This window comes from Arthrobacter sp. UYCu512 (assembly GCF_040547075.1).
In the GTDB taxonomy this organism is placed as follows: domain Bacteria; phylum Actinomycetota; class Actinomycetes; order Actinomycetales; family Micrococcaceae; genus Arthrobacter.
This window is the reverse complement of the sequence record NZ_JBEPPA010000013.1, coordinates 96,240-121,607: the sequence shown is the minus strand read 5'-3', so window position 1 is coordinate 121,607 and position 25,368 is coordinate 96,240. Positions and strand designations below refer to the sequence as shown.

General features: G+C 67.0%; 21 protein-coding genes. 11 read left to right on the top strand and 10 right to left on the bottom strand.

Going from position 1 to position 25,368, the window contains the following annotated elements:
* Positions 1 to 298: 298 nt before the first annotated feature.
* A complete protein-coding gene (locus ABIB49_RS14810) occupies positions 299 to 1,330 on the bottom strand; it encodes an Lrp/AsnC family transcriptional regulator (protein ID WP_226775288.1) in 1,032 nt (343 codons plus the stop codon).
* A 150-nt stretch (positions 1,331 to 1,480) separates the two neighbouring features.
* Here ABIB49_RS14810 and ABIB49_RS14805 point away from each other — a divergent pair, with 150 nt between their 5' ends.
* Positions 1,481 to 2,740 carry a M20 metallopeptidase family protein gene (locus ABIB49_RS14805; RefSeq protein ID WP_226775287.1) on the top strand — a complete coding sequence of 420 codons (1,260 nt, stop codon included), beginning with the start codon at positions 1,481 to 1,483 and terminating at the stop codon, positions 2,738 to 2,740.
* A gap of 22 nt (positions 2,741 to 2,762) precedes the next feature.
* Positions 2,763 to 4,052: an MFS transporter gene (locus ABIB49_RS14800; protein ID WP_226775286.1), complete on the top strand. Its 1,290-nt coding sequence runs from the start codon at positions 2,763 to 2,765 to the stop codon at positions 4,050 to 4,052.
* Between the two features lie 103 nt (positions 4,053 to 4,155).
* Here ABIB49_RS14800 and ABIB49_RS14795 read toward each other — a convergent pair whose 3' ends face one another.
* Positions 4,156 to 5,463, bottom strand: a complete 1,308-nt coding sequence (locus ABIB49_RS14795; RefSeq protein ID WP_354157203.1) for an MFS transporter — start codon at positions 5,461 to 5,463, stop codon at positions 4,156 to 4,158.
* Positions 5,464 to 5,557: 94 nt separating this feature from the next.
* On the opposite strand from ABIB49_RS14795, the gene trmB reads away from it, so the two are divergent.
* On the top strand, positions 5,558 to 6,481 hold the full coding sequence (gene trmB / locus ABIB49_RS14790; RefSeq protein ID WP_282358913.1) for a tRNA (guanosine(46)-N7)-methyltransferase TrmB: 924 nt from the start codon (positions 5,558 to 5,560) through the stop codon (positions 6,479 to 6,481).
* 140 nt (positions 6,482 to 6,621) lie between these two features.
* Entirely contained in the window at positions 6,622 to 7,410 is a 789-nt protein-coding gene (locus ABIB49_RS14785; RefSeq protein ID WP_226775284.1) for a DUF1206 domain-containing protein, read from the top strand.
* Positions 7,411 to 7,435: 25 nt separating this feature from the next.
* Here the strand turns inward: ABIB49_RS14785 and ABIB49_RS14780 are convergent, their stop codons facing one another.
* Positions 7,436 to 8,119, bottom strand: a complete 684-nt coding sequence (locus tag ABIB49_RS14780; protein WP_226775283.1) for an anti-sigma factor family protein — start codon at positions 8,117 to 8,119, stop codon at positions 7,436 to 7,438.
* Positions 8,116 to 8,616 (bottom strand): sigma-70 family RNA polymerase sigma factor, encoded by a 501-nt coding sequence (locus ABIB49_RS14775; RefSeq protein WP_226775282.1) that lies wholly within the window; start codon positions 8,614 to 8,616, stop codon positions 8,116 to 8,118. The genes ABIB49_RS14780 and ABIB49_RS14775 overlap by 4 nt, the downstream gene beginning before the upstream one ends.
* 186 nt (positions 8,617 to 8,802) lie before the next feature.
* Here ABIB49_RS14775 and ABIB49_RS14770 point away from each other — a divergent pair, with 186 nt between their 5' ends.
* Positions 8,803 to 9,336 carry a COG4315 family predicted lipoprotein gene (locus ABIB49_RS14770; RefSeq protein ID WP_226775281.1) on the top strand — a complete coding sequence of 178 codons (534 nt, stop codon included), beginning with the start codon at positions 8,803 to 8,805 and terminating at the stop codon, positions 9,334 to 9,336.
* A gap of 47 nt (positions 9,337 to 9,383) precedes the next feature.
* Here the strand turns inward: ABIB49_RS14770 and ABIB49_RS14765 are convergent, their stop codons facing one another.
* Positions 9,384 to 10,247 carry a DMP19 family protein gene (locus tag ABIB49_RS14765; RefSeq protein WP_226775500.1) on the bottom strand — a complete coding sequence of 288 codons (864 nt, stop codon included), beginning with the start codon at positions 10,245 to 10,247 and terminating at the stop codon, positions 9,384 to 9,386.
* A gap of 250 nt (positions 10,248 to 10,497) precedes the next feature.
* On the opposite strand from ABIB49_RS14765, the gene ABIB49_RS14760 reads away from it, so the two are divergent.
* Positions 10,498 to 13,986, top strand: a complete 3,489-nt coding sequence (locus tag ABIB49_RS14760; RefSeq protein ID WP_354157202.1) for a DEAD/DEAH box helicase — start codon at positions 10,498 to 10,500, stop codon at positions 13,984 to 13,986.
* Here the strand turns inward: ABIB49_RS14760 and ABIB49_RS14755 are convergent.
* Together ABIB49_RS14755 and ABIB49_RS14750 are read right to left on the bottom strand one after the other, a co-directional pair.
* A complete protein-coding gene (locus tag ABIB49_RS14755; protein ID WP_226775279.1) occupies positions 13,976 to 14,422 on the bottom strand; it encodes a hypothetical protein in 447 nt (148 codons plus the stop codon). The genes ABIB49_RS14760 and ABIB49_RS14755 overlap by 11 nt on opposite strands.
* A gap of 9 nt (positions 14,423 to 14,431) precedes the next feature.
* Positions 14,432 to 16,363: a primary-amine oxidase gene (locus tag ABIB49_RS14750; protein WP_282358921.1), complete on the bottom strand. Its 1,932-nt coding sequence runs from the start codon at positions 16,361 to 16,363 to the stop codon at positions 14,432 to 14,434.
* A 122-nt stretch (positions 16,364 to 16,485) separates the two neighbouring features.
* Between ABIB49_RS14750 and ABIB49_RS14745 the strand changes: the two genes are divergently transcribed.
* Both ABIB49_RS14745 and ABIB49_RS14740 read left to right on the top strand, forming a co-directional pair.
* On the top strand, positions 16,486 to 17,076 hold the full coding sequence (locus tag ABIB49_RS14745; RefSeq protein ID WP_282358923.1) for a TetR/AcrR family transcriptional regulator: 591 nt from the start codon (positions 16,486 to 16,488) through the stop codon (positions 17,074 to 17,076).
* 125 nt (positions 17,077 to 17,201) lie between these two features.
* Positions 17,202 to 18,173 (top strand): AraC-like ligand-binding domain-containing protein, encoded by a 972-nt coding sequence (locus tag ABIB49_RS14740; protein ID WP_282358924.1) that lies wholly within the window; start codon positions 17,202 to 17,204, stop codon positions 18,171 to 18,173.
* A 128-nt stretch (positions 18,174 to 18,301) separates the two neighbouring features.
* Here ABIB49_RS14740 and ABIB49_RS14735 read toward each other — a convergent pair whose 3' ends face one another.
* On the bottom strand, positions 18,302 to 19,771 hold the full coding sequence (locus ABIB49_RS14735) for an APC family permease (RefSeq protein WP_282358925.1): 1,470 nt from the start codon (positions 19,769 to 19,771) through the stop codon (positions 18,302 to 18,304).
* A 287-nt stretch (positions 19,772 to 20,058) separates the two neighbouring features.
* On the opposite strand from ABIB49_RS14735, the gene ABIB49_RS14730 reads away from it, so the two are divergent.
* Positions 20,059 to 21,468 (top strand): aldehyde dehydrogenase family protein, encoded by a 1,410-nt coding sequence (locus tag ABIB49_RS14730; protein WP_283480770.1) that lies wholly within the window; start codon positions 20,059 to 20,061, stop codon positions 21,466 to 21,468.
* A 48-nt stretch (positions 21,469 to 21,516) separates the two neighbouring features.
* Here the strand turns inward: ABIB49_RS14730 and ABIB49_RS14725 are convergent, their stop codons facing one another.
* On the bottom strand, positions 21,517 to 22,284 hold the full coding sequence (locus tag ABIB49_RS14725; protein WP_226775273.1) for a FadR/GntR family transcriptional regulator: 768 nt from the start codon (positions 22,282 to 22,284) through the stop codon (positions 21,517 to 21,519).
* Between the two features lie 182 nt (positions 22,285 to 22,466).
* On the opposite strand from ABIB49_RS14725, the gene ABIB49_RS14720 reads away from it, so the two are divergent.
* Positions 22,467 to 23,021, top strand: a complete 555-nt coding sequence (locus tag ABIB49_RS14720; RefSeq protein WP_226775272.1) for a gluconokinase — start codon at positions 22,467 to 22,469, stop codon at positions 23,019 to 23,021.
* 71 nt (positions 23,022 to 23,092) lie between these two features.
* Positions 23,093 to 24,496, top strand: a complete 1,404-nt coding sequence (locus tag ABIB49_RS14715) for a GntP family permease (RefSeq protein ID WP_226775271.1) — start codon at positions 23,093 to 23,095, stop codon at positions 24,494 to 24,496.
* 131 nt (positions 24,497 to 24,627) lie between these two features.
* On the opposite strand, the gene ABIB49_RS14710 is transcribed toward ABIB49_RS14715, so the two are convergent.
* The gene (locus tag ABIB49_RS14710) at positions 24,628 to 25,290 is read right to left on the bottom strand and encodes a Pr6Pr family membrane protein (RefSeq protein WP_226775270.1); all 663 of its coding nucleotides are present in this window, start codon (positions 25,288 to 25,290) and stop codon (positions 24,628 to 24,630) included.
* Positions 25,291 to 25,368 lie beyond the last annotated feature (78 nt).

Genomic DNA, 25,368 nt, shown 5'->3' with positions numbered 1-25,368 from the left:
GTGGAACTGGACTCTAGACAAGCCCCACTCCACCCGGAGGTCTTCTTTTTGTCACCTATCCACGCCGCCTGTCACCAACGTCCGTGGTTATTACATCTAGAGCCCGCCCATCAGGCCGTAGCGGCGGTGGAAAATTCCGGCCATTTCCGGAGCGCGCTCCTCGCGGGATGGCGGGCTGGCAGCGGGGCTCAGGGATGAAGCTTATGCGAACGGCGTCTCCGGCGGGAGCCCGCCGCGGGCAGCAACCTGCCACGGCCCGCAGCCTGGCGCCGCGCCGCGCGGGCGGGACCCCGCCGGTTCAGCCGGCCGCGCCGATCCCCTCGGCAGGAACGACGACGGCGCCGCTCGCCCGGGAATCCGGGTTCAGCATCCAGCCCACGCGCTTCACGGTGCGCAGCATGACCACGCTTTCGACGAGCACGATCCCGGGCACTTTTTGCTGCAGGACCAACTCGATGCTCATAACGTCCGCCAGGGACTGCAGCCACATAATGATCACAAAGTTGGTCGGACCAGTGGTGGACGCGCTGAGCCGCACGTTCCGCATCGTCTTCAACTCAGCGGCCGCTTCCTCATGCCGCCCGGCCGGGACATTGACGAACCACTGGCAGGTCACAGGGAACGCCGAGAAGCGCTGGGCGACCTCGCAGCGGAACGACAGGATCCCGCTGGCGAGCACCCGGTTCAGCTGTCGCTGCACGGTGGCGGGGTGCCTGCCCAGCCCTCGGGCAATGTCCGCCGCCGTCGCCCGCCCGTCCTTGGCCAGGTAAGGCAGCAGCGCCAGGTGGCTGGCCGGCAAATCGTCCCTGGCGGCGGCCCGGACGACACCGGGGGCATCCGGGCCGGCCATCGCCTTAACAGCGGCCTGCTGGGCCCGGCTCAGAACATTCAGCCGCCAGGTGCCGCCGCTGGCGTGCAGCCTGGTGCACAGTGCGGTCTGGTACTTGATCAGACCGTCGATCTCCTTCAAGCGCGAAACCACCTTGGTGCTGAAGTCATCCAGCGAGGAGGTGATCACGGTCAGCATGAGGTCCCGGTTGCTGGCGGCCTCCTCCACCGTGATGATCTCCGGCATCCCGGCGAGTTCGGCGGTGACTTCCCGGCGCCGGTGCATTTCGCAATCCACTGCGACGAACGCCAGGCACATCTGGTGGGGGTCGCCGATCAGGTGGGCCGTGATCCAGGAGACGCCGGCGGTCCGCAGCCGTTCCCAGCGGGCGGCGAGGGTGGTGGCGTGGACCCCCAGCACGTCCGCCGCATCCGCCCAGCTCAGGCGCGGCGCTATCTGCAGGACGTTGATCAGCGCAAGGTCATCCTCGCTGAGTTCCATGATTTCCCTCCGGCGATGCACGAAACCTGCGATAGGCAGTGCATTTTGCATTTTTTCAGGCCTTTATGGCCCTGTGAGGCAGGTCACTCCAGAATAGACCCAAGACCCCGCCGGGCCGAACCCGGCCGAACCGAACCTAAAGGAGACCACGTGCCGATCACCGCAGACGCCCGCGAAATGCAGGCGGATCTTGCCCGCTTCCGCCACGAGCTGCACCGGGAGCCGGAAATCGGGCTGACGCTGCCCCGCACCCAGGAGAAGGTGCTCCAGGCCCTCGACGGGCTCGGCTATGAGATCACGCTCGGCCGGGACACGACGTCCGTCACCGCGGTCCTGCGCGGACAGGCTCCCGGCGCGGACACCCGCCCGGCCGTGCTCCTTCGCGCGGACATGGACGGCCTGCCGGTGCAGGAAAAAACCGGCGTGGACTTCACCTCCAGGATCGACGGCGCCATGCACGCCTGCGGCCACGACCTGCACACCGCCATGCTCACCGGCGCCGCGACCCTCTTGGCCGAACGCCGGCACCGGCTGGCCGGCGACGTCGTGCTGATGTTCCAGCCCGGCGAGGAAGGCTTCGACGGCGCCAGCCACATGATCCGGGAAGGCGTCCTTGACGCCGCGGGCCGACGGGTGGACGCGGCCTACGGCATGCACGTCTTTTCCGCCCTGGAACGGTACGGCACGTTCTGCACCAAGCCCGGCGTGATGCTCAGCTCCTCGGACGGCCTGACGGTCACCGTGCTCGGGGCCGGCGGCCACGGCTCGGCCCCGCACTCGGCCAAGGACCCGGTCACCGCGGCCGCCGAAATGGTCACTGCCCTCCAGGTCATGGTCACCCGCCAGTTCAACATGTTCGATCCCGTGGTCCTGTCGGTGGGCGTGCTGCAGGCCGGCACCAAGCGCAACATCATCCCGGAAACCGCCCGCATCGAGGCCACCATCCGGACCTTCTCCGAGGAATCCCGGCAGAAGATGATGGAGGCCGTGCCGCGCCTGCTCAAGGGCATCGCGGCGGCGCACGGGCTCGACGTGGACGTCGACTACCAGCAGGAGTACCCGCTCACCATCACCGACGAGGACGAGACCCGCACCGCGGAGACCGTCATTGAGGGCTTGTTCGGCGATTCCAGGCTCGCCCGCTGGGCCACCCCGCTGAGCGGCTCCGAGGACTTCTCGAGGGTCCTCGCCGAGGTCCCCGGCACGTTCATCGGGCTGAGCGCCGTTCCCCGCGACGCCGACCACGCCACCGCCGCGTTCAACCACTCCCCGTACGCCACGTTCGACGACGGCGTGCTGGCCGACGGGGCCGCGCTCTACGCGGAACTCGCCGTTAGCCGGCTCGCCGCGCTGGCAGCAGCCGGCCTTCCCGGCGCGGGCGACACCGCCGCCGCCTCCACCCTTTCCTAACCCCACCCCCGAGGGAGAAACCATGACCGCCACCACGTCCGTGCCCACGGCACCCCGGACCTCCACCCGCAAAACGATCATCGGCACCGGCATCGGCAACGCCGTCGAATGGTACGACTGGGCCATCTACGCCACGTTCACGCCGTTCATCGCCAGCCAGCTCTTCAGCAAGGCCGATCCCGCCTCGGCCGTGCTGTCCACGCTGGCGATTTTCGCCGTCGGCTTCGTGGCGCGCCCTTTCGGCGGATTCCTGTTCGGCTGGATCGGTGACCGGATCGGCCGCAAGGCGTCCATGACCCTCGCAGTCGGCCTCGCCTCGGTGGGCAGCTTGATGATCGCCGTCGCGCCGACCTTCGCCACCGTCGGCGCGTGGGCGTCCTTTATGCTCCTGGTCGCGCGCCTCGTGCAGGGCCTGGCGCACGGCGGCGAGCTGCCATCGTCGCAGACCTACCTGTCGGAGATGGCGCCGAAGGAACACCGCGGCTTCTGGGCCACCCTGATTTACACCTCCGGCACAGTCGGGATTCTGCTCGGTACGCTGCTCGGCGCCGTGCTGAACATGGTCATGAGCACGGAAGTGATGAACGCCTGGGGCTGGCGGATTCCGTTCCTGGTCGGCGCGGCCATGGGCCTGTACGCGCTGATCATGCGGTCCCGGCTGCCCGAGACGGACGTCTTCGCCGGTGAAGCCCTGGCGGAGAAGCGCGCGCCGATCTGGCCGCAGATCGTCCGGCACCGCAAGCAGGCGCTGCAGGTCATCGGCCTGACGGTCGGCCTGACCGTGATCTACTACATCTGGGGTGTCGTCGCCCCCAGCTACGCCACCACGGCGCTGAAGATCGACCGCGGCGAAGCGCTCTGGGCCGGCGTGATCGGCAACATCGTCTTCATCGCCGCGCTGCCGTTCTGGGGCAAGCTCTCGGACCGGATCGGCCGGAAAAAGGTGCTGTGGGCCGGCGCGATCGGCGCAGGCATCATGCACTTTCCGATGACCGCCCTCCTCAAGGATTCGGCCTGGCAGCTGGCCGTAAGCATGTCGGTGATGCTGATCTTCATCGCCGCGAGCGCGGCAATCGTCCCCGCCGTCTACGCGGAGCTGTTCCCCACCAGCATCCGCACGGTCGGCGTCGGCGTCCCGTACTCGATCTGTGTGGCCCTGTTCGGCGGCACCGCGCCGTACCTTCAGCAGTGGCTGGGCACGAGCTTGCAGATGCCGCAGCTGTTCAACATCTACGCCCTGGTGCTGCTGGCCATCTCCGCCGCCTTCGTCTTCACCATCCCGGAAACCAAGGGCAAGGACCTCACCGCCTGACCCGGTGCGGCGCCGGTTGCTCTATCAGTTATGGCTGTTCTGAAGGCTCAGAACAGCCATAACTGATAGGGCATCGTGTGGTGCGGGGAGGGCAGGGGTTAGGTCAGCCGCCGATGAAGCGGTCCCGCCCGGCACGGTAGCCGAATACCGCGGCCAGCGAGCCGACGGCGAGGAAGAGCACACCGGCGGCAGCGAAGGACCCCGTGGCCTGGTGCAGTTGGCCGACCATCAGGGTGCCGGTGGAACCCACCCCGTAGCCCACACCCTGCATCATGCCGGACAGGTGCGCTGCGGTGTGCCCGTCCCGGGTGCGGACCATGATCATGGTCAGCGCGACGGCGGTCAGGCTGCCCTGACCCAGGCCCAGCAGCCCGGTCCACAGCCAGATCAGCTCGAGCGGGCCGAAAATGCTCAGCGCGAAGCCGCAACCGGTCATCAGCGCCACAACTGTGTTGATCGCGCGCTGGTCCCGGAACCTGGTGGCGAGCGCCGGGGCGAACAAGGAACCGAGCATCTGCAGAACGATTGAGGCGGAGACGATCACCCCGGCCGTGCCGCCGTCCACACCTCGTTCGCGCAGGATCGGGGCCAGCCAGGCGAAAACGCTGAAGGACATCATCGCCTGCAGCACCATAAAGAGGGTCACCTGCCATGCCACCGCCGAGCGCCACACATTGACGCCGCCGCGCGAAGCCTGGTGGGTGCCGTGGCGTTGCTTGATGGCCAGCGGCAGAAACAGCAGAAGAACAACGCCGGCGGGCAGCGCCCAGAACCGCAGCGCCGCGGTCCATTCGCCGGTCGCGCTGAAGACCGGGTAGGTGAACCCTGCGCCAAGGGCAGCGGAGGCGCAGATCGCGGTGGTGTAGAGCCCGCCCATCAGGCCGAGCCGGTGCGGGAAGTCACGTTTTACCAAGCCGGGCAGCAGCACATTGCACAGCGAGATCGCGGCACCGCAGGCCGCCGTTCCGGCCAGCAAGGCAGGCAGGTGCCCGGTGCCCCCGGCCTCCAGCGGCCGCAGCAGCAGCCCGGCAGTGAGCACCGCCATGGCGCCGAGCAACACCCGCTCGGCCCCGAAGCGGCGGGCCAGGACCGGAGCGAGCGGCGCGAACACGCCCAGCAGCGTCACAGGCACGGTGGTAAGGACGACGACGGCCCAGCCCGGCAGTCCGGCGTCGGCCGTCACCTCGGGAAGCACCGCGGAGAAGCTGGAGAAGACGGTCCGGAGGTTCAGCCCGATCAGGACCAGGCACACGCCCAGATAGGCCAGGGTGCGGCGGCTGCCGACCCGGGTGGGCTCCGCCGCGGGAACGTCATCGATTTCGGCGTCCACGAGCAGGGCCCGGCGGTCGGCGGCATCGTCGCCGCCGGCGGCGGAATCCTGGGAGCTTTTCGGGACGGTCACGGACCCCATTCTGGCAGGCCCGCCAACGAACGGCGTCAGGAACACCCGGTCCGGCAAGACCGTCAGCCCGGCCGGGCGCCGGAACTCCACTATTCTGGAAGGGATGAGTGAATCCCCAGAATCCCCCGAAGTGCCGCAGCCATCGCGCCCAATAACCCCCGGCAGCCAAGCCTCCTTCGGCACGTATGGCGGGCGCCCGGTCAGTTTTGTGCGCCGCGGCACCCGCCTGCAGGGCCGCCGGCAGGCGGCCTGGGAGGAACATTCCGACCGGTGGGCGATCGATGTCCCCCGGCACATCGCCAACACCTCCGTGCACCCGGACTACGTCTTCGACGCCGAAACCGAATTTGGCCGCACAGCCCCGCTGATCGTGGAGATCGGCTCCGGCCTGGGCGACGCCGTCTGCCATGCCGCCGAGGAGAACCCGGACACGGACTTCCTCGCCGTTGAGGTCTACACCCCGGGCCTGGCCAACACGCTGGTCAAGATCAACAGCCGCGGCCTGCGCAATGTCCGAGTGGTGGAGGCTAATGCCCCCGAGGTACTGGCCACCATGCTGCCGGCCGGTTCCGTGACGGAGCTGTGGGTCTTCTTCCCGGACCCCTGGCACAAGTCCCGGCACCACAAGCGCCGCCTCATCCAGCCGGCCTTCGCTCAGCTGGCAGCACGGTCCCTCAAACCCGGCGGCCTCTGGCGGATTGCGACGGACTGGTCCAACTACGCCGTGCACGTCCGCGAGGTCCTGGCTGACTCCCCCGACTTTGAGAACCTGCACGACGGCGAGCGCAGCGGGGCGCAGAGCCCGCTCACGCAGGTATGGCAGTCCGGTGTCGAAGCCCTTGTGGGCGGGGCGCCGGTCAAGGAGGGCCGGGCACCTGTCAGCACCGAGCACACCGGCCCCAACGAGGGCACCGACGACGCAGGCGGCTGGGCCCCGCGCTTCGAGGGCCGGATCCTGACGAGTTTCGAGAACAAGGCCCATGAAGCGGGCCGGCTCATCTTCGACCTCAGCTACCGGCGCCGCTAGAACAGACACCGCTGTTCCCGGCCGCCTCCGCGTGGCACGATAACGGGAGATGCACGAACCGGTCGGAACCCACGTCCGGCAGAACCACCAAGCAAGTTGAGGGGCCCGCCATCAAGAGAGAACTCAAGGACGCCGCGGACGTGGCGGAGAACATCACCAACTCCCGTGCGCTGGAACTGGTGGCCCGTGCCGGTTTTGCCGTGAGCGGCATCCTGCACCTCCTCATCGGCGTCGTTTCGATCCGGCTCGCCATGGGTGGTGAGGGCGAGGCTGACGTCAGCGGAGCCGTCGAACAGCTCGGCAGCCAGCCGGCCGGCCCGTTGCTGCTGTGGAGCTCCTTCGCCGCCTGCGTGGCCCTGGCAATCTGGCAAACCAGTGATGCCATCTTCGACTTTGAGCACCTGCAGGCGAAGAAAAAGGTGGGGAAGAAGCTCAAAGCAGCCCTCCAGGCCGTTGTCTACGCCGGACTCGCCGTCACGCTGTTGTCCTTCGCCAGCGGCGCAGGCAAGGACCACAGCACGTCCACGAGCGATCTCACGGTGACCGTTATCCAAGCCCCCGGAGGCTATCTGCTGCTGATCGCCGTCGGCGCAGGGATCGGAGTCGCCGGAATTGTCTATGCCATCCGCGGCTTCCGGCAGTCCTTCCTCAAGCACCTCCGCCTCCCGGCCCCGCGGCAGGCAAGGACGGCGGTGACCATCCTCGGCGTCGTCGGCTACGCAGCGAAAGGCATCGCCTTGCTGCTGGTGGGCCTGCTGGTAACCATTGCCACCGTGAAGGCCCACCCAGAGGAGTCAACCGGACTCGACGGCGGCCTAAAGGCCCTCCGCGACCAGCCGTTCGGTGTGTACATGCTGGCCGCCGTCGGCGCTGGCCTGATCTGTTATGGCATCTTCATGATGGTGCGGGCCAAACTGGCGAAGATGTAAGGCCGGAAGCGCCCGGACCACCCGCTCATCCCTGCGGCACGGCTATGAAGGCCACCGTTTGTTGCTGCCCGTTGCGCATTTCAATGCTGGCGATGTTGGCCAGCTGCACGGGCGTGGCACCGGTGATCCGGACCCTGCCGCTGGGCGTGGCCGTCCACGCGCAGGCTCGGTCCTCGGTGCCGGCGCTGTCCTTCACCCAAAGCGAGAAGGTGCCCTCCAGCGGCAGGCTGCGGCCGTCGACGGAAAGCTCGGTGCCCCACGTCTTTTTGACCATCCCTACGGTGATCTGCGGTCCGTCGCTGGCCTGCACCGAGTAGCTGGCGTCCGGTTTGGGCGGCGGGTTAATCAGCGGCGCAGCGAGGATTCCCAGGGCGAGGCAGGCCGCTGCCGCCGCCGCGAGCGCCGCGGTCCAGCGGCGTCGTGCCTGCCGGCGCCGGCTGGACAGTTCGTCGAGCATCCGTCGCGGTACGCCGGCCGGGGCGGGAGCCGGCTGCTCCGGTTCCCGCCCCGCCGTGGCCGCGGCGCCGAGGGCGACGGCGTCGGGCACCGGAAGCGCGTCCAGCAGTGCCGGAAGGCTGGCCAAGTCGTCAAGTTCCTGCCGGCACTCCGCACAGCCGCCCAGGTGCTGTTCGAAGGTTAGGGCCTCCGCGGGCGCCAGGCCGCCGAGCAGGTAGGCCCCGAGCAGCTGGTGCATTTCGGAGCCGCTCACCGCTGCACCCCCATCTCATCCAGGATCGTCCGGAGGGCCCGGACGGCGTAGAAGGCCCGGGACTTGACTGTTCCGCTCGGGATATTCAAACTCTTCGATGCCTCCTGGACGGTGAAGCGGCGGTAATGGAGGGCCACGAGTACGTCCCGGTGCTCGTTGCTCAGCCGCATCAGGGCCTCCTCCATCAATACCCGGTTGAGGAGGTCGTCAACACGCTCCTCCCCGCCGGCCAGGTCAGCCAGATCGCGGTCAGTTGTCTCGCGGGGACGGCGCTGGGCCTTGCGGTAGTTGTCGATCATGATGTTCCGGGCCGTCCGGAACAAATAGCTGCGCAGGCTTCCCGTGATGTGCGGAGACTGCTGCCAGACCCGCAGCACGGTCTCCTGCACCACATCCTCCGCCACCTGCGGGTCCCGGCAGGCGCTGAGGACAAAGCGCCTGAGGGCCGGCCCGTGGTCGCGGTAAATCGCCGCCACCACCTCTTCGTCCAGCGGCATGACGGGCCTCCAGGACTCGTAGGGTTCTGCGCTTGTACCCTAGGACGCGCGGATCCCTGGAACGGTTCACTCATCCCGGTTCCGGGCAGCAGCCCAGGGATTACTGTGAACCATTCTGCCCCCGGCGCCGTCGTAACGGGTAGCTCCGGCCTGGCAAGTTGGCCGGTTTGAGTCAAGGAGCAGCAGATGAAAAAGCACTACAGCGTTGGCCTGTCCGCTTTTGCCCTGGCAGCACTACTCTCGGGCTGCGCCGGCAGCACTGCCACGCCCACGTCGCCCTCGGCCGCCACTACGCCGTCCGGCGGCTCCGCAGCGAGCCCGGTACCGGTTTCCGCCCCAGCACCGGCGGAGTCCACCCCGGACCTCAAGGTCACGGATTCCACCGCGGGCAGGATAGTCGTTGACGGCAAGGGCCGCAGCGTCTACTACTACACCAAGGACGCCAAAGACTCTGGGACCAGCACCTGCACGGGCGGCTGCATTGCCGCGTGGCCGCCGGTCCTGGCAACCGCTGACGCCCCCGCGGTTGACGGCGTTGCCGGCACCGTGGGGACCATCGCCACCCCGGAGGGCAAAAAACAACTGACCATCAACGGGATGCCGGTGTATTACTACGCCAAGGATCTGGCCGCCGGGGACATCCGGGGGCAGGGGGTGGGCAGCGTCTGGTACCTCGTGGCGCCTTCCGGTGACATGATCACCGGCACGGCGGGGCAATAACTGCCGGACAGCAGTTAACTGCCGGCCGCGGCGCCGGACTTTCCGGCTTAGTCGTCTGTGGCTTCGAACTCAACGGCAGCCAGAATTTCCTTCGTCTCGGGGTGGATCATAACCGCTTCCTGGTCATCGTCGAGCATCAGGAATTCACCCTGGTCGGTGGTGAAATGCCATGCCAGGGTGGTCTGGCCGTCGTGGTCGTAATTGGGGTCGCCCATGGTGATCTTCAGCAGGGTATGCCCGGCCACCTTGCAGAGCTCGCGGATGATTACCTCGAATTCCGGCGCATCCAGCAGTTCGTCCTCGGCGGCCTCGGCCTGGCGCTCCGCCAGGTTCGGGACCCGGGACACGCGCTCGGCGATGTGCTGGTCCAGTTCTTCATCCGCCAGAAGCAGAAGGTCTGTCTGGCCGCGAAGCCAGGCGGCGTTGAGCGCGATGATGTCTTCGGTCTCCAGCAGGGTTTCGAAGTCGCCGTCGAGCTCTTCCAGGACCCGGACGGCGTCCGGTACAACACCGTCCGGTACAACACCGTCCGTGCCGCCGTCCAGATCCGCATCCCCGTCAAGGTAGGCATCGCTTTCCTCCTCGGTGAGGGAGTCAAAGGCCGCTGCGGTGCGGTTAAAGAGGTCCAGGTGCGCGGCGGCCCCCATGGCTTCGAGCCCGGCCCGGACGTAGTCGTCAATGTCCGTGCGTTCGGGCGCGGTAAACACGTACTGGGCGAACCCGCCGCCCAGCGACTGCGTCAGATAGAAGTCGACGTAGTAGCTGCGCAGTGCGTTCGGTGCAATTTCCTCGACATCGAGCAACTCCGCGTACATGGCGTTGACCACCTCGACGTTCGCGTCAACGACGTCCGCGTCGCTGCCGCTGATGATCGCCTTCGGCAGGACCGTCGCGTAACCGGTGGCGGGCATGGTGGTGGAAAAGCCGTTGCTCATGGGAAATCCTCACTGCTGAAGGCGGGTGGCGCTCCGTTCCCCTTTACGGTACGCGGCACCACCGGCAGCGCGGTTGAGCCGAAGCTGAACGTCCGGCGAAGTTTGGGTGTCCCGAACCGAGTGCGCGTCCGGCCGGTTATCCACCTGGCCGGACGCCGCAGTCCGGGGAGTCCTGCCAGGCTCGCTAAGATGGATCAGATGACCAACTGCTGAAAGTAGTACGCACATGCCATCCCATCCGGACGAGAGTGCGGCCCTGGCAATACAGACCCCCGCGATCAACGACCGCTCCCTTGCGGCCGGGCTTGCCTACGCCATGGGGAGCCGTGTTTCCGGTATTTCCTTCGATGCCGCCACCGGCCTGATGCTCGGCAAGGTCCGCGGCGGATCCGATGTGCCCTATTCGACGACGGCGAAACTGGTCCGGAAGGCGGGCGGCTGGAGCTGCACCGTGGGTGTGTGCAGCTGCCCGGTCCGTAAGGACTGCAAGCATGTGGCCGCGCTGCTGTTCACGGCCGAGGACAACCCGGCGATCCGGGTCCAGCTGTTGACCCCCGTCGACGGCAGCCGGCTGTCCCGGCAGGCACCAGTGCTCGAGGTCCCGGACTGGGAACAGGCGCTGAGCCCGCTGATCTCGCAGCCGGGAATCACCCAGTCCACCAACGGAATTCCGCTCGCGCTCCAGTTCGAGATCGAGGAACCGGCCCCGCACTTCTCCTACACCGGACGCCGGGATCCGCTGCGCAGCGTGCGCCAGCTCAAAGCCCGCCCCGTGATCATGGGCGCGAAGGGGAAGTGGATCCGCGGCGACGTCTCCTGGAACACCCTGAGCTACTTGAGCTACCGGCGCGAATGCAACGAGGCCCACGTGGAGTGGATGCAGGAGTTCCTTGCCGCCCACACCGCCCAGGCCAACCGCCAGCATGGTGGAACCGGGCTGTGGCTGGGCCTGAACACCTACGCCGGCAAGAACCTGTGGAGCCTGCTCACCCGGGCCCGGAAGATCGGTGTCGCGCTGGTGCACAGCCGCGGCCAGGAGCCGGTGCGGCTCGTGGAGCAGCCCGCCGCCGTCGGGCTCAACCTGACCCGGTTCGGCCCTGGGCCGGTCCCGGCCGAGGCCGACGGCGGCGGCGGCGGCGGACCCGCGGCGCCGGCACCGGCCGGCGACGGCGGTGGGCTCTCGCTCGCCCCCACCATCACCGTGGAGGATGAGGTGGTCGATCCGGCAACCGTCGGGACCATCGGACGCCCGGCGCACGGAATCTTCCTCACCTCCGGGCCGGACGCACTGCCCGGTGCCGCGACCACTGACACCATCATCACGCTCGCACCGCTGGAAGGCGGCCTCAGCGAGGAGCTGCTGACTTTCGTCACGGCCGGCACCACGCTGCACATTCCAGCCCGGGATGAGAGCCGCTTCCTGACCGGTTTTTATCCCAAGCTCAAACAAAGCGCCCGGGTCACGGCTTCCGACGAGTCAGTGGAGCTCCCCCAACTGGCCCTTCCCACCCTGTCGCTGTTGGCCAACTACGGCGCCGACCACCGGGTCCGGCTGCACTGGGAATGGCACTACAAGTCCGGCAAGCTCGTTACGGCCCAGCCGCTGTGGCGTCACCCCGGCGATCACGGCTACCGGGACGACCCCGCCGAGGCCCGCATCCTGGAAGCCGTCGGACAGCCGTGGGATGTGGTGCCGGCCCTCGGCGAGTCGGCCACGGGCGGGTGGGGAACACCCCGGCTGGCGGCTTCGGCGGAACTCAGCGGCCTCGACACCCTGGCCTTCACCGAAGAGCTGCTCCCCTTGCTCCGCGACGTCCCCGGCGTCTCGGTGGACACTGCCGGTGAGATCGCCGACTACCGGGAAGCCGAAGAGGCGCCGGTGGTGGCGATTTCGACCAAGGCCACCGACAGCCGGGACTGGTTCGATCTTGGCATCGTGATCACCCTGGAAGGCCAACCGGTCTCCTTCGCGGCGATGTTCTCCGCCCTCGCCGCGGGCCAGACACGCATGCTGCTGCCCAGCGGCGCCTACTTCTCACTGGACCTGCCTGAGCTGCACCAGCTCCGGGCCCTCATTGATGAGGCCCGTTCGCTGCAGGACAACAAGGACGCCCCGCTGCAGATCAGCCGCTTCCAGGCCGGGCTCTGGGACGAACTGGCTCAGCTCGGCATCGTGGACGAGCAGGCAGCCGCCTGGCGTGAGGCTGTCGGCGGGCTGCTGGAAGGCGGCGTAAAGGGGCTGCCGCTGCCGGCAACGCTCAACGCCGAGCTGCGCCCCTACCAGCTGGAAGGGTTCAACTGGCTCAGTTTCCTCTACCGGCACGGACTCGGCGGCGTGCTGGCCGATGACATGGGCCTCGGCAAGACGGTGCAGGCGCTGGCACTGATCTGCGCCGCCAAGGTCGCGGCAGGGGTCCCTGCCGAAGCACTCGACGGCGGCGCAGCCGCCGCGCCTGCCGGCGCGCCCCCCGGCGCTGCGCCCTTCCTCGTTGTTGCCCCGACAAGCGTCGTGGGCAACTGGCAGGCCGAGACCGCCCGGTTCGCCCCGGGCCTGACAGTGCGCGCCATCAGCGAAACGTTCGCCAAGAGCGGCTCCGCTCCAGCCGAGGCGATGGCCGGAGCGGATATCATCATCACCTCCTACGCCTTGTTCCGGATCGACTACGAGGCCTATGCCTCCAAGGAGTGGGCCGGGCTGGTCCTGGACGAGGCCCAGTTCGTCAAGAACCACCAGTCCAAGGCCTACCAGTGCGCGCGGAAACTCCCCGCGGTGTTCAAACTCGCCATCACCGGCACACCGCTGGAGAACAACCTGATGGAGTTCTGGGCCCTCACCTCGATCGTCGCACCGGGGCTCTTCTCAAGCCCGAAGCGGTTCGCCGAGTACTACCAGAAGCCGGTCGAAAAGAACGGGGACAAGGCGCAGCTGGACAAGCTCCGGCGTCGGGTCCGTCCGCTGATGATGCGGCGCACCAAGGAACAAGTCATCCACGACCTGCCGCCCAAGCAGGAGCAGATCCTCGAGGTTGTACTGAACCCGCGGCACCAGAAGGTCTACCAGACACACCTGCAGCGCGAACGCCAGAAGATCCTGGGCCTGATCGAGGACGTCAACAAGAACCGCTTCACCATCTTCCAGTCCCTGACCCTGCTGCGGCAGCTCAGCCTGGACCCCTCGCTGATCGATCCCTCGCTCTCCGGGGTCCGGTCCAGCAAGCTCGATGTGCTTTTCGAGCAGCTCGACGACCTTGTGGCGGAAGGGCACCGGGCCCTTATCTTCAGCCAGTTCACCGGGTTCCTCGGCAAGGTCCGGGAGCGGCTTGTCGAGGAGAAGATCGAGTTCTGCTACCTCGACGGCAGCACCCGTAACCGCACCGACGTCGTTAATGAATTCAAGAACGGCGCCGCGCCGGTGTTCCTGATCAGCCTCAAGGCCGGCGGTTTCGGCCTGAACCTGACGGAGGCTGACTACGTGTTCCTGCTGGACCCGTGGTGGAACCCGGCGTCGGAAGCCCAGGCCGTGGACCGGACCCACCGGATCGGGCAGGCCCGCAACGTTATGGTCTACCGGCTGGTGGCGAAAGACACGATCGAGGAGAAGGTTATGGCGCTCAAGGCCAGGAAGTCCCAGCTGTTCGCCGACGTGATGGAGGGCGACGCGCTGACCGGCGGGGCGCTCACGGCCGAAGACCTGGCCGGGCTGTTCACCGACTAAGCCACGGGCGTCGCCGGAGCCGTGCCAGTAGCGTCGCGGCGAGCAGCGCCGTCGTCAGCTCCAGGGCAATGACTGCCAGCAGCGCCCCGGCACCCGACGGCGGCGCTTCGGCCACAGCAGCGGCATGGTGGCTATGGCTGGCGCCCCCGGTCCCGGGCACCGCGCCGAGAAGCAGGACCGCATGCACCCCGGTCATCGCCAGCGCCGAGGCCATCACCTGCCGCAGCGGCCGGGCCGGGCCCTGCCGCCAGATGTGTACGGCGCACGGCAGGCACACCGCCACCATGGCCAGCATCAGCACGTTCAGCGCAGTCCCATGCTGGTTCCCGGCAACAAGCCACAGGTGCGCGAGGCACGACCCCGCCGTCACGGCGGCGCAGATCCTGGCGTGCAGGACCACACCGGCGATGCCGGCCATTCCCCCCGCCACTGCCATGACCACCGTCTAGCTGTGGCAGTGGCCGCCGGCCGGCTGTGCACTTGCGGGCACATCCAGCACGGGGCTGCGGTCGAAGAAGCCCTCCGGCCGCAACCTAAAACCGGCCGTGTCCACGGGCATGATGGGCCAGTCCTCGGGCCGCGGGAAGTGGGTCAGGCCGAAGGTGTGCCAGATGACGATGTCCTGGCCGTCCAGGTCCCGGTCCTGCGCTGTGTACTGCGGCAGCCCCGCTCCCCCGCCGTGCTGGTTCACGAAATCTCCCGTGGGGTAGCGCTCGTCCTCGGCGAACCGGGTAACCCACAGATCCTTCGTGGCGAAAGCGGCGCGCCGGGCAATCGAGGACGCCGGGTCCGCCAGCAGGGTGGGCTGGCCTTCGGCGTGGAGCTTGTACGCCACCGGTTCGCCGAGGCGGTTCCGTGACTGCGGGTTGGAGATGACCCAGGTCCGGCCGTTGCGGGCATCGGCCTCGCGTGCGCCGTCGGATTCACGGGCGATGAGCGTGCGCTTCCGGGAGAAGGCGTTGCCGCGTTCGTTGCCTTCGCCAATCGCCTGCCGGACGATGTCCTCTTCTTCCACCCGGTTGGTGAAGCCATCGATTGCCATGTCCAGGCGGGCGCTGAACAGGTGCTGGTGATAGGGGGCGCCCAGCCCCGGGGCGAGCTGGGAGATGTTGGCCGAGCCGCCTGCCGGGTAGGCGGAGGTGAAGACGACGCCGGTGGCCTTGGCCTCGAACTCGACGGTGCCGTCGAGGTAGAGGTACCAGTAGAAGCCGTAGTCGTAGTTGCCGATGGTCGTGAAGAACGAAATGACCAGGCGGCGGTTGCGGCGGGTGTAGTTGATGCCCGTCCAGAGGTCGGTGTGCTTGGCCAGGATCCCCCAGTCTTCCTCGTGCATGCAGATGCCGTTGCGGATTTCGCGGGGGTTGCCGAAGGCGTCGCTGATGACGGGGCTGAGGTAGGTGATCTCGCCGAGGCAGTCGCACCCCAGTTCCAGGGAGTTGGCGTACTGGCCGACCAGGTATTCGCCGGTGTCGAAGTAGTTCTGCCAGGACCGGATCGGCGACGGGTCCCCGTACGGGACCACCATTTCGGCGATCGACGCCCGGTTGATGACTGGGCGCAGGCGTTCGCCGTCCTGGAACGCAAGGTTATGCAGCACCACGCCTTCACGAACATCGAAGCCGACGTCGAGGCTCCACTTTTCCCACTCGATGTGGTTGCCGCCGGTGACGGTGAAGCTGGGTCCGTCCGGCTGGGTGATGTTGATGGGTTTCTGCGTGCTGCGGAGCGGACCGGTGAGCTCCGGGTCCGTGTAGTTGCCGTGCTCTGCGGGAATCGGGACGATACCGGTGTCCAGGACCTGGGTGACTTCCTTGCTGACCACATCGACGTACGCCACGAGGCCGTCCACGGGGTGCGCCCAGGCGCTGTCCTCGGGGAAATCCTGCACGAAAGCCAGCCCGCGCAGGATGCGGCGGCCCTTTTCCTCCGGATACTCGAAGACACCGGCGGATAGGGGCGCGACCCGCACCTTTCCGACGTCGAGTCCGCGCGCTGCGAGCGCCTCAAGCCACCGCTCATCCGTGGCCAGAAGCTCCTCGACGACCTCGAACTCTTCTTCCAGGACAGGGAGTTCACCGGCCACCGCGGTGTCCAGTTCGACGACGGAAATCACCGCGCCGCTGGAGACCGAGACCGTCACGTCGGCCGGACGTCCTCCCGATACGTCGTGCAGAAAGACCCGGAACCGGCGGTCCCCGGTTTCCGCCGCCGAGCCCCTGGCGGGATCCAGCAGGCCCAGGTACGCGATTCGTTTTGTCTCGCCCAGCAGCCCCGCTGCGCGCAGGACGCCTTGGACTGCCGTGATTTCGGCACTCGCGGCCAGACTGTACGGACTGGATGGACTAAACGAGGTGCGGGTGTCAGTTTGTGCGGTCATGGTGGCGGCCTTTGTCCGGGGACCCTGGCGGGTCAGAACTTTATTTTCTATAGTTGTAGAGAATACGGAAATGTAAGCTGTGCCACAAGAGTCCGTCGTGAAATGTTTTGGGGAGCTGTCCGGTGCCAAAGATTGTCGACCACAACCAGCGGCGGCTTGAACTCGTTGATGCCACGTGGCGGATCATCGCCCGGCTCGGAATCGAAAGTGCCACCATGCGCGAGATCGCGCTCGAAGCCGGCTTTGCGAACGGTGCCCTCAAGCCTTACTTCCCCACCAAGGATGACCTGCTGACCTTCGCGTTCGGGCATGTCTTCAACCGCACCAACGAGCGGATCGCCGGAGTCACGGCAGGGCAGGCGGGACTCGCGGCCCTCAGGGCATTCTGCGTCGAAGTGCTGCCCCTGGATGAGGAGCGGATCAACGAGGCCCGAATTGTTATTCCGTTCTGGCAAAAGGCCATCAACGATCCCGACAAGGCCGCCATCCACCGGGACTCGATGCAGCTGTGGCTTGCCGCGCTGCGGCAGTACCTCGCCGAGGCGCGGCAGGCCGGCACAGTCACCACCGCCGTCACCGACGCGGCCCTCGCCGGACAGCTGCTCAATCTCCTGCTTGGCGCGCAGATCGCGGCGGCGCTCGCCCCGGAGGGCAAGGTGGAGCTTGGGCTGAGCGAGCAGTTGGACGGATTCCTGATCCTGCTGGGCCACTAGTTCCGCGGAACCTTTTTTATTCGCCGGTTGTCGAAAATAGATGACACCGGTCGATTCCGGCGTTACCCTAAAAGGACTGTGTCCCATGACACATTTTCCGCAGTACGACGGCGTCAGGATCCTTTATGAGCGCAGTTGCAGCCCGCCCCTCTTGCAGTCCCGCCGGACAGGACCTGCGCACCAGCACAGCGACCTCCTTCGATCACTGGCGGCACCTCGTCGCGGAGTCCTTCGTTCCGTTGGCCGCCTCAAGCAGGGACGCGGACAACTTCCGCGGCCGCATGCGGGCCCGAAGGCTGGACCGCGTGGCGGTCGTCGAGGTCGCCTCGACGAGCCATGAGGTGCACCGGACGCCGGCGCTGATTGCCCAGTCCCAACAGCGCTATTTTAAACTCAACCTGCAGCTGCAGGGCACCGGGCTCCTTATCCAGGACAACCGCGAGGCTGTCCTGGAGCCGGGCGACCTCTCCATTTACGACACCAGCCGCCCCTACACGCTGGCCTTCGAGGGCGACGCCCGGCTTATGGTGGTGATGTTCCCCTGGGACGCACTGTCCCTCCCGCCGGACTGCATCGCGCAGCTTTCGGCAGTGCGGATGGCCGCCGGCTCAGGCCTCGCCGCAATCGTCGGGCCGTTCATCGCCCACCTTGCCGAGAACCTCGATGCCCTGAGCGGCCCCAGCGGGTCCCGCCTTGCCACGAATGCCCTCGATCTTGTGTCCACGATGCTGCATTCGGAGCTGGATATGTCGGCGGACCGGATGCGGCCGCAGGCCCTCCTGGCGGCATCCGTCCGCGAGTACATCGATGCCCGACTGGCCGATCCGCTGCTCTCGCCGGCTTCCATCGCGGCAGCCCATTTCATCTCCACCCGGCACCTGCACAACGTTTTCCACGAATCCGGAACCACAGTGGCGAGCTGGATCCGGAGCCAGCGGCTGGAAGGGGCGCGCCGCGAACTGCGGGATCCGCTCCTGGCCGGCATGCCCGTCGGAGCCGTGGCCGCGCGCTGGGGATTCCTGGACGCGGCCCATTTCAGCCGCTCGTTCCGTGATGCCTTCGGCGAATCCCCCAGCGACTGGCGGCGCGGCGCCTAGAGCTGCCACCCCCGGCAGGCGGCGGCCCCGGCGCTTGTGCAGCACCCGCACCCGGCACCAGCACTGGCACCCGAAAGGGCGGTCCCGGCGCTGCCCGGAACCGCCCATGCGGCGATCGAAGCCCGCGGCTATGCGGGGGCCTCCTCCCGCGCGGCCCTGCGCTCCACCCCGACCTCCACCAGCACACCGGCAACGAAGACCAAGGGAACGGCGGCAAGCAGGCCCATGGCCGTTTCGGCGCTGCCGCCGATGAGTGCCGTGAAGTTGCTGGCAACAAGGGCCAGAACCCAGCCAAGTAGCAGGGTGGCGAGTGTCGGCGCCACTTTGGTCTGCCAGACCTGGCCGGCCACCCTTTCGCGCCGGAAATACGCGACGACGGCAAGGGAGCAGAGGATATACAGGACCAGGAGCGCCGCCACGGCCAGCCCGCTGAACCAGGAAAAGAGGGTCAGCACAGGGTCCAGGGAAAGTACTGCGAACGGTGCCACCAGCAGGAACGCGATCACGGTCTGGATTCGCGCTGCGGTGGCGGGTGCCCGGTGCCGGTTGGTGCGGGCGACAGTGCCCGGCATCGACCCGCGCAGCGCCAGTGAATGGAGGTAGCGGTTGATGCCGTTATGGAAGGCGATAATGCCGGCCAGCAGGGAAGTCACGAGCAGGATACCGGTGGCGATCCCGGCCCACGGCCCGAAGAGTTCCACCATCGGTGTCAGTACGAAGGAGGTGGAGTCACCCGATTCGAGGGCCGCCCCCGCCGCATCAATGACATGCGAGGGGCCATAGTAGCTGACCAGCATCCACGAGATGAAGGAGAAGAACACCGAGATAACCACTACCGAAAGGTACGTGGCCCGGGCCACCGTGCGCTGGGCGTCCTTGGCTTCGGCTGAGTAGATGGCAGTCGATTCGAAGCCGAACATGGAGGCGACAGCGAACATAATGGCCACGCCCGGGGCGCCCGTCGCGATCGCCGCAGGAGAAAAGGAAGCCGCCAGGCTGATTCCTTCGGGGCCGCCGCCGCGCAACAGCACGGTGAAGCCGAACATGATCAGGATGGCGACCTCCAGGCCCACCAGCACCGCCAGTACCCGCGCCCCCAGTTCGATGTTGAGGGATCCCAGCACCTGTACGCCCGCCATGGTGACCACGGCCAGCAGCCACCAGGGAACCACGAAGCCGGCGGACCCGAGGAGTCCGGCAAACGCGGCGCCGTACAGCCCGTACATCGCGGCCTGGACGGTGCTGTAGGCAAGGAGGGCGAGCCACGCGGCTCCCGCCCCTGTTTTGCGTCCAAAGGCGGCCGTGACATAGGCGTAGAAGGCGCCGTTGGCCTGGATTTTGCGGCTCATCGCAACGAACCCGACGGCGAAGATTACGATGACAATGCCCACCACCAGGTACGCCCCGGGCGCTCCAGGGCCGTTGCCGAGGGCCGCGGCCAGGGGGGACGCCCCGACGATTCCGGTCAGCGGCGCCTGGGCGGATAAGACAAAAAAGAGAATGCCCATCACGCCGACGCTGCCGGCGCGCAGTGCTGTGGAGTGCTCGGCGCGGGGAGCGGCTTCCGCGGTCCGGGACTCGGATTTTGAAATACTCATCGGATCCTTCTTAACGGTCATGAGTCTGGGGATTGGCGGTGCGAGAAAGGCGGTATGGGAAAGGAGGGGTGTCTGGCACCATGCAATCCAGCATTGCAGGTGACGCCCATCACCCTTTTGTCGATCAGCGATCGTTTGTTGTCCCTCAGCGCAACGGCATCCCAGGGCCGCCGCGATCCTTCGCAGTGGGTCAACTGCAGTTCGCGCAAAGACAAGACTGCTCGCCCCGCAACGGAGGACACTCGGAGACGACAGCTCGGCCAACTACTCGATGTGGAGTACACCCCATGGAAACTTACGACGCCCTCCTGGCCTCGATCACCCCGGACACCGGCGACACCCGGACCATCCTTGACCCCGCCACCGGCGCCGTCGTCGGTGAAGCGCCGGTGCACACCTTGGCGGACCTGGAGCGAGCCGTTGCCGCTGCCGGCGCCGCGCAGCCCGCGTGGGCGGCATTGGGCCATGACGCGCGGAGCGCCGCACTGTTGCGGGCCGCCGAGGCCGTCGAACGCTCTGCCGAAGAACTCGCCCATCTGCTCTCCCGCGAGCAGGGCAAACCCCTGAACGGCCCCAACGCGCGGTTCGAGGTCGGCGCCTGCGCCGCGTGGCTCCGCACTGCTGCCGGCACCGCGATGGAGCCGGAGACCGTGGTGGACGACGGCGAAACCCGCGCCGAACTGCACTACCGGCCCATCGGCGTCGTCGGGGCTATCGGGCCCTGGAACTGGCCCATGATGATCACCGTCTGGCAGATCGCACCGGCCCTCAGGATGGGCAACGCCGTGGTGGTCAAACCTTCCGAATACACCCCGCTCTCCGTCCTGGCCCTGGCGAAGGTCCTCAACGAGGAGCTGCCCGAAGGCCTCCTCACCGTGGTCTCCGGCGGCCGCGACGTCGGCGCACGGCTGGCCGAACACCCCGCGATCGGCAAGGTGATGTTTACCGGCTCCACCGCCACGGGCAAGGCCATCATCAGGTCCTCCGCAGACACGGTCAAACGCCTCACCCTCGAGCTCGGCGGCAACGATGCCGGCATCGTCCTGCCCGACGCCGACCCCAAGGCCATCGCCGAAGGCCTCTTTTGGGGCGCCTTCATCAACACCGGCCAGACGTGCGCGGCCCTCAAGCGCCTCTACGTCCACAGCGACATCTACGATGCCGTCTGCGAGGAACTTACCGCCGTCGCGGCCGCCATGCCGATGGGAAACGGCCTCGACGAGGGCAATGTGCTTGGCCCGCTGCAGAACAAGCAGCAGTTCGACATCGTGGCCCGGCTGGTTGATGCCGCCCGCGACTCGGGGGCCAAGCTCCTGCTGGGCGGGGACCCGGACACAGACCAGCCCGGCTACTTCTACCCCGCCACCCTAGTTGCGGACATCGACAACAACAATGCCCTGGTGACCGAGGAACAGTTCGGTCCCGCGCTGCCCATCATCCGCTACAGCACGGTGGACGAGGCCGTCACCATGGCCAACGCCCTCGACGTTGGACTCGGCGCCTCGGTCTGGTCCGCCGATCCGGCGGAAGCCCGCAAGGTCGCGGCCCGGCTCGAGGCCGGCACCGTCTGGATCAACAAGCACGGCGCGGTTGACCCGAGGGTCCCCTTCGGCGGTGCCAAGCAGTCCGGCTACGGCCTGGAATTCGGCGTCGAAGGCCTCAAAGCCCTCGGAGTACCGCAGGTCATCAACGGCTGACCATTTTTCAACAGCCGAAAACCGGTCGGCCGGGGCGGGCCGGGCCGGTCAGAGGCCCATCGCGGTCCGGACCTCCTCGAGAATTCGGTGCATGGCGGACTCGGCCGCGCCTGCGTCCCCCGCTGCGACCGCGGCGGCGACATCCTCGTGCGCCTGCAGCGCTTCTTGCCGCGGGTGGAAGGGCATCAGCCTCTGCCGGGTGCGGCTGGAGAGAACCTCGGCCACCATCCCGTCCAGGGCCTGGAACATCTCGTTGCCGCTGCTGTGCAGGAGCAACTGGTGAAAGGCGATGTCGGCGGTCAGGAATCCTTCCAGATCGCCTGCCTCTCCGAGCCGGCGCAGCTCCGCCGCCAGCGTAACGAGCCGACGGCGTTCGGCGGAGCCCGCCCGGCGGGCCGCACCGGCCGCGGCGATTGGCTCGACGGCGATGCGGAGTTCAGTGAGGCTGGCGTACTGTTCAGTCCGTCGCCCTGAGGCCAACCGCCAACGCACCAGCTTCGGGTCAAAAACGTTCCAGTGCGCGGAATCCTGCACCACGATGCCTACGCGGCGCCGGGAATAGACCAGATTCATCGATTCAAGCACCCGCGTGGTGTCGCGGGCGAGGGTCCGGGAGATGCCGTACTGCTGCTGGATGCCCTCCAGTGTCAGCCGTTGTCCGGGTGCGAAGGTGCCCGAGACAATTCCCTCGCCCAATTCGTCCAGGACCCGCAGGTGCAGGGCACGAACGGGTTCACCCCGGTCAGCGGCGTCGCCGTGTTCGCCGTCGCCGCCGTTCTCCTCGCCGCGCTCCTGGTCTGGTGTCGCCGTCGACATGTCGAGCCTCCCTCTGCCCGCAAGGGCTGCCTCCCAGCATAGTGCCCGCTCAGCCAAAGGTATGACTTTTCTAACGTAAAGATAGTACGATTGCCACATCAAAGGTGCTACCTTTTTGATCGGGCTGTAGCGATGGCCCTTGGTTTGTCCGCGTCTTCGGACATCGTCTACGGAGGTAAACAATGACGTTTTCTGCCATTCACCTGGTGGTGATGGGGGTTGCAGGTGCCGGAAAGTCCACGGTTGCCGAGGCGCTGTCCCGAGATCTGGGCTGGGCCATGGCCGAGGCCGACGAATTCCATCCGCAAGCCAACATCAGCAAGATGAACAGCGGCACCCCGCTGGAAGACAGCGACCGCTGGCCCTGGCTGAACGCCATCCGGGACTGGATGACCTCCCAGGCCCGCGCCGGGCAGTGCACGGTCCTGACGTGCTCTGCCCTCAAAACCGACTATCGCGAGTTGCTCTCCGGAGCGGAAGGCAGGGTTGTCTTCCTGCATTTGGACGGCGAACCCGGGCTGCTGGCGGAACGTATGCAGGGCCGCGCGGGCCACTTTATGCCCGTCACCCTGCTGCCCAGCCAGTTGGCCACACTGGAACCGCTAACCCCCGCCGAGCTCGCCGGGGGAAGCCTGCGCCTGGAAATCACCCGGACCCCCGAACAGCTGATCGCCGAGATCAAGGCGTCGCTGGGGCTCTCCGGCGGACCCGGCACCGGCCTGTCCCCCAGGGCCTGACTCTTCCGCTCATTCCTTCCGGCCTTTTCACCCCTTTTCACCCCTATTGCCCGTTGCTTCAAAGGAGAACCATGACCATCGAAGGATGGACTCAAACCCTCGGCGCAGGTCCCCTGCTGCTGATCGCCGCCGCGGCCATCGCCGTGCTGCTGTTCCTCATCATCAAGCTGCGCGTCCATGCGCTGCTTGCCCTGATCCTGATCAGCCTGGCCACCGCGTTCGCCACCGGAATACCGGCGGACAAGGTCGTGACCGTCCTGGTCAGCGGTTTCGGCACAACACTTGGCGCGGTCGCGCTGCTGGTCGGCCTCGGTGCGATGCTCGGCCGCATTGTGGAGACCAGCGGCGGGGCCAAGGCCCTGGCTGACCACCTCATCAACCTGTTCGGCGAAAAGCGTGCGCCTTTCGCCTTGGGCCTCGCCTCGCTGATCTTCGGTTTCCCAATCTTCTTCGACGCCGGCCTCGTTGTGATGCTCCCGGTGGTCTTCGCTGTCGCGCACCGTCTCGGCGGCGGCGTACTGCGCTACGGGCTTCCCGCAGCCGGCGCCTTCTCGGTGACCCATATCTTCCTGCCCCCGCACCCGGGTCCGGTCGCAGCCGCAACGTTCTTCGATGCCAACATCGGCCTGGTCCTTATTGTCGGCCTGATCGCTGCCATCCCCACCTGGTACGTCACGGCATATCTGTTCGGCCTGTGGACCGGTAAGCGCCTGGTCCTGCCTGTCCCCACCCTGCTGGGCCAGGCCGACGCCGCAGCTGAAGCCAACCCGCCTAAGTTCAGCACCGTCGTCGGGGTCCTGCTGCTACCGCTGGTCCTGATCTTCCTCAACACCGGGCTGAGCACACTCTCCTCCGCCGGCGTGCTGCCGGCCTCGGCCAAGTCCGAGGCTTGGTACCAGGTCCTGCGGACCCTTGGTGAGACCCCGGTAGCCCTGCTGATCTCTGTCCTCGTGGCGGCTTTTGTCCTGGGCCGCAGCCGCGGCCTGCACGGCAGCACCTTGGAAAAGCTGTTCGAGTCGGCGCTGGGCCCGGTCTGCTCCGTTATCCTCATCACCGGCGCCGGCGGTATGTTCGGCGGTGTCCTGCGCACGTCGGGCATCGGCAAGGCTCTCGCTGATGTCCTCGGCGACGTTGGTATTCCGCTGATCCTCGCCGGCTTCCTGATCGCGGCCATCCTGCGCATCGCTCAAGGCTCCGCCACGGTGGCGCTGACCACCACAGCGGGACTGATCGCACCGGCCGTTGCCGCCGCCGGCATGAACGGCATGCAGCTGGCAGCCCTCGTGATCGCGGTCGCCGCCGGCTCCGTGGTTGTATCCCACGTCAACGACTCCGGCTTCTGGCTGGTTGGCCGCTTCTTCGGAATGGACGTCAAGACCACGCTGAAGACCTGGACCGTGATGGAAACACTCATCGGTGTGATGGGCTTCGGGATCGCTGCGGCCGTCTTTGGCCTCGCCGGCCTCGCCAGCTAGCCGCGCGGGCGGCCGGCCGGGCCGGCCCCGGCACACGCAACCAGAACGACGACGGCGGGATATCCCGCCGTCGTCGTTCGTTCAAAGTCCCTGGCGCGAAGGAGGACCCGGCAGCCGAAGGTGCCGGGCGGTCAGCCGGCGGTTTCGCTGCCCTGGCGAACCGCGGGTTCAGGCGCGCTGGTGGACAGGTGCAGCCGGGTGGAGAGCGCTGCGATCGCCGCGAAAACAAAGGCGCCGATGGCGATGGCCAGGGACGTTGCGGCCACAGCTCCATAGCCGCTGATCCGCGGGTCGAGGAACGGATAGGGGTACCACCCGGCGATCGGGCCCCTGATCAGGCTGTAGACGAGATAGAGGAGCGGAAACCCAAGCCAGATCAGGGACGTCCGCAACGGGATTCTGGTCTTGGGCAAGTCAACGAGCCAGTCGATCACCATAATCGTGGGGATCGTAAAGTGCAGGACCACATTGATCCAGGGGATTGGCGTGTTAACGTCCACGTTGCTCAGCAGCAGGTTGTACACAATTCCGGTGATGGTCATGTAGATGGTCGCCGCGCCCCGCAGCAAATCAAGCCACCGCGGGTTTTCTCCCCGCCACGCGAAGGTGCCTGCTACTGCCAGGGTCACAAAAGCGATGACGTTTGATTCGATGGTGAAGTAGCTGAAGTAATTCACCGTCGATGCTCCGGGCACGCTGGTGAGCAGATGCGCGAGCTGAAACGCGACGGCCAGCAGTCCTATGGCAGCGAACCAGTACCTGAAGATCGCAAGCCCGCGGTTGGGGATCGTCATGGTGTCTTCCTTCATGTGGGGTTCAGGGGCCAGGACCGGCTGGCACCTTCGCATTTCATCTTTGCCCTATTGGGATGA

Bases quoted from the DNA above. Each gene is read 5' to 3' on its own strand.
- ABIB49_RS14810 (WP_226775288.1), bottom strand. From the start codon at position 1,330: ATGGAACTCAGCGAGGATGACCTTGCGCTGATCAACGTCCTGCAGATA.
- ABIB49_RS14800 (WP_226775286.1), top strand. From the start codon at position 2,763: ATGACCGCCACCACGTCCGTGCCCACGGCACCCCGGACCTCCACCCGC.
- ABIB49_RS14795 (WP_354157203.1), bottom strand. From the start codon at position 5,463: ATGGGGTCCGTGACCGTCCCGAAAAGCTCCCAGGATTCCGCCGCCGGC.
- trmB (WP_282358913.1), top strand. From the start codon at position 5,558: ATGAGTGAATCCCCAGAATCCCCCGAAGTGCCGCAGCCATCGCGCCCA.
- ABIB49_RS14775 (WP_226775282.1), bottom strand. From the start codon at position 8,616: ATGCCGCTGGACGAAGAGGTGGTGGCGGCGATTTACCGCGACCACGGG.
- ABIB49_RS14770 (WP_226775281.1), top strand. From the start codon at position 8,803: ATGAAAAAGCACTACAGCGTTGGCCTGTCCGCTTTTGCCCTGGCAGCA.
- ABIB49_RS14765 (WP_226775500.1), bottom strand. From the start codon at position 10,247: ATGCCCGCCACCGGTTACGCGACGGTCCTGCCGAAGGCGATCATCAGC.
- ABIB49_RS14760 (WP_354157202.1), top strand. From the start codon at position 10,498: ATGCCATCCCATCCGGACGAGAGTGCGGCCCTGGCAATACAGACCCCC.
- ABIB49_RS14755 (WP_226775279.1), bottom strand. From the start codon at position 14,422: ATGGCAGTGGCGGGGGGAATGGCCGGCATCGCCGGTGTGGTCCTGCAC.
- ABIB49_RS14750 (WP_282358921.1), bottom strand. From the start codon at position 16,363: ATGACCGCACAAACTGACACCCGCACCTCGTTTAGTCCATCCAGTCCG.
- ABIB49_RS14740 (WP_282358924.1), top strand. From the start codon at position 17,202: ATGAGCGCAGTTGCAGCCCGCCCCTCTTGCAGTCCCGCCGGACAGGAC.
- ABIB49_RS14735 (WP_282358925.1), bottom strand. From the start codon at position 19,771: ATGAGTATTTCAAAATCCGAGTCCCGGACCGCGGAAGCCGCTCCCCGC.
- ABIB49_RS14730 (WP_283480770.1), top strand. From the start codon at position 20,059: ATGGAAACTTACGACGCCCTCCTGGCCTCGATCACCCCGGACACCGGC.
- ABIB49_RS14725 (WP_226775273.1), bottom strand. From the start codon at position 22,284: ATGTCGACGGCGACACCAGACCAGGAGCGCGGCGAGGAGAACGGCGGC.
- ABIB49_RS14720 (WP_226775272.1), top strand. From the start codon at position 22,467: ATGACGTTTTCTGCCATTCACCTGGTGGTGATGGGGGTTGCAGGTGCC.
- ABIB49_RS14715 (WP_226775271.1), top strand. From the start codon at position 23,093: ATGACCATCGAAGGATGGACTCAAACCCTCGGCGCAGGTCCCCTGCTG.
- ABIB49_RS14710 (WP_226775270.1), bottom strand. From the start codon at position 25,290: ATGACGATCCCCAACCGCGGGCTTGCGATCTTCAGGTACTGGTTCGCT.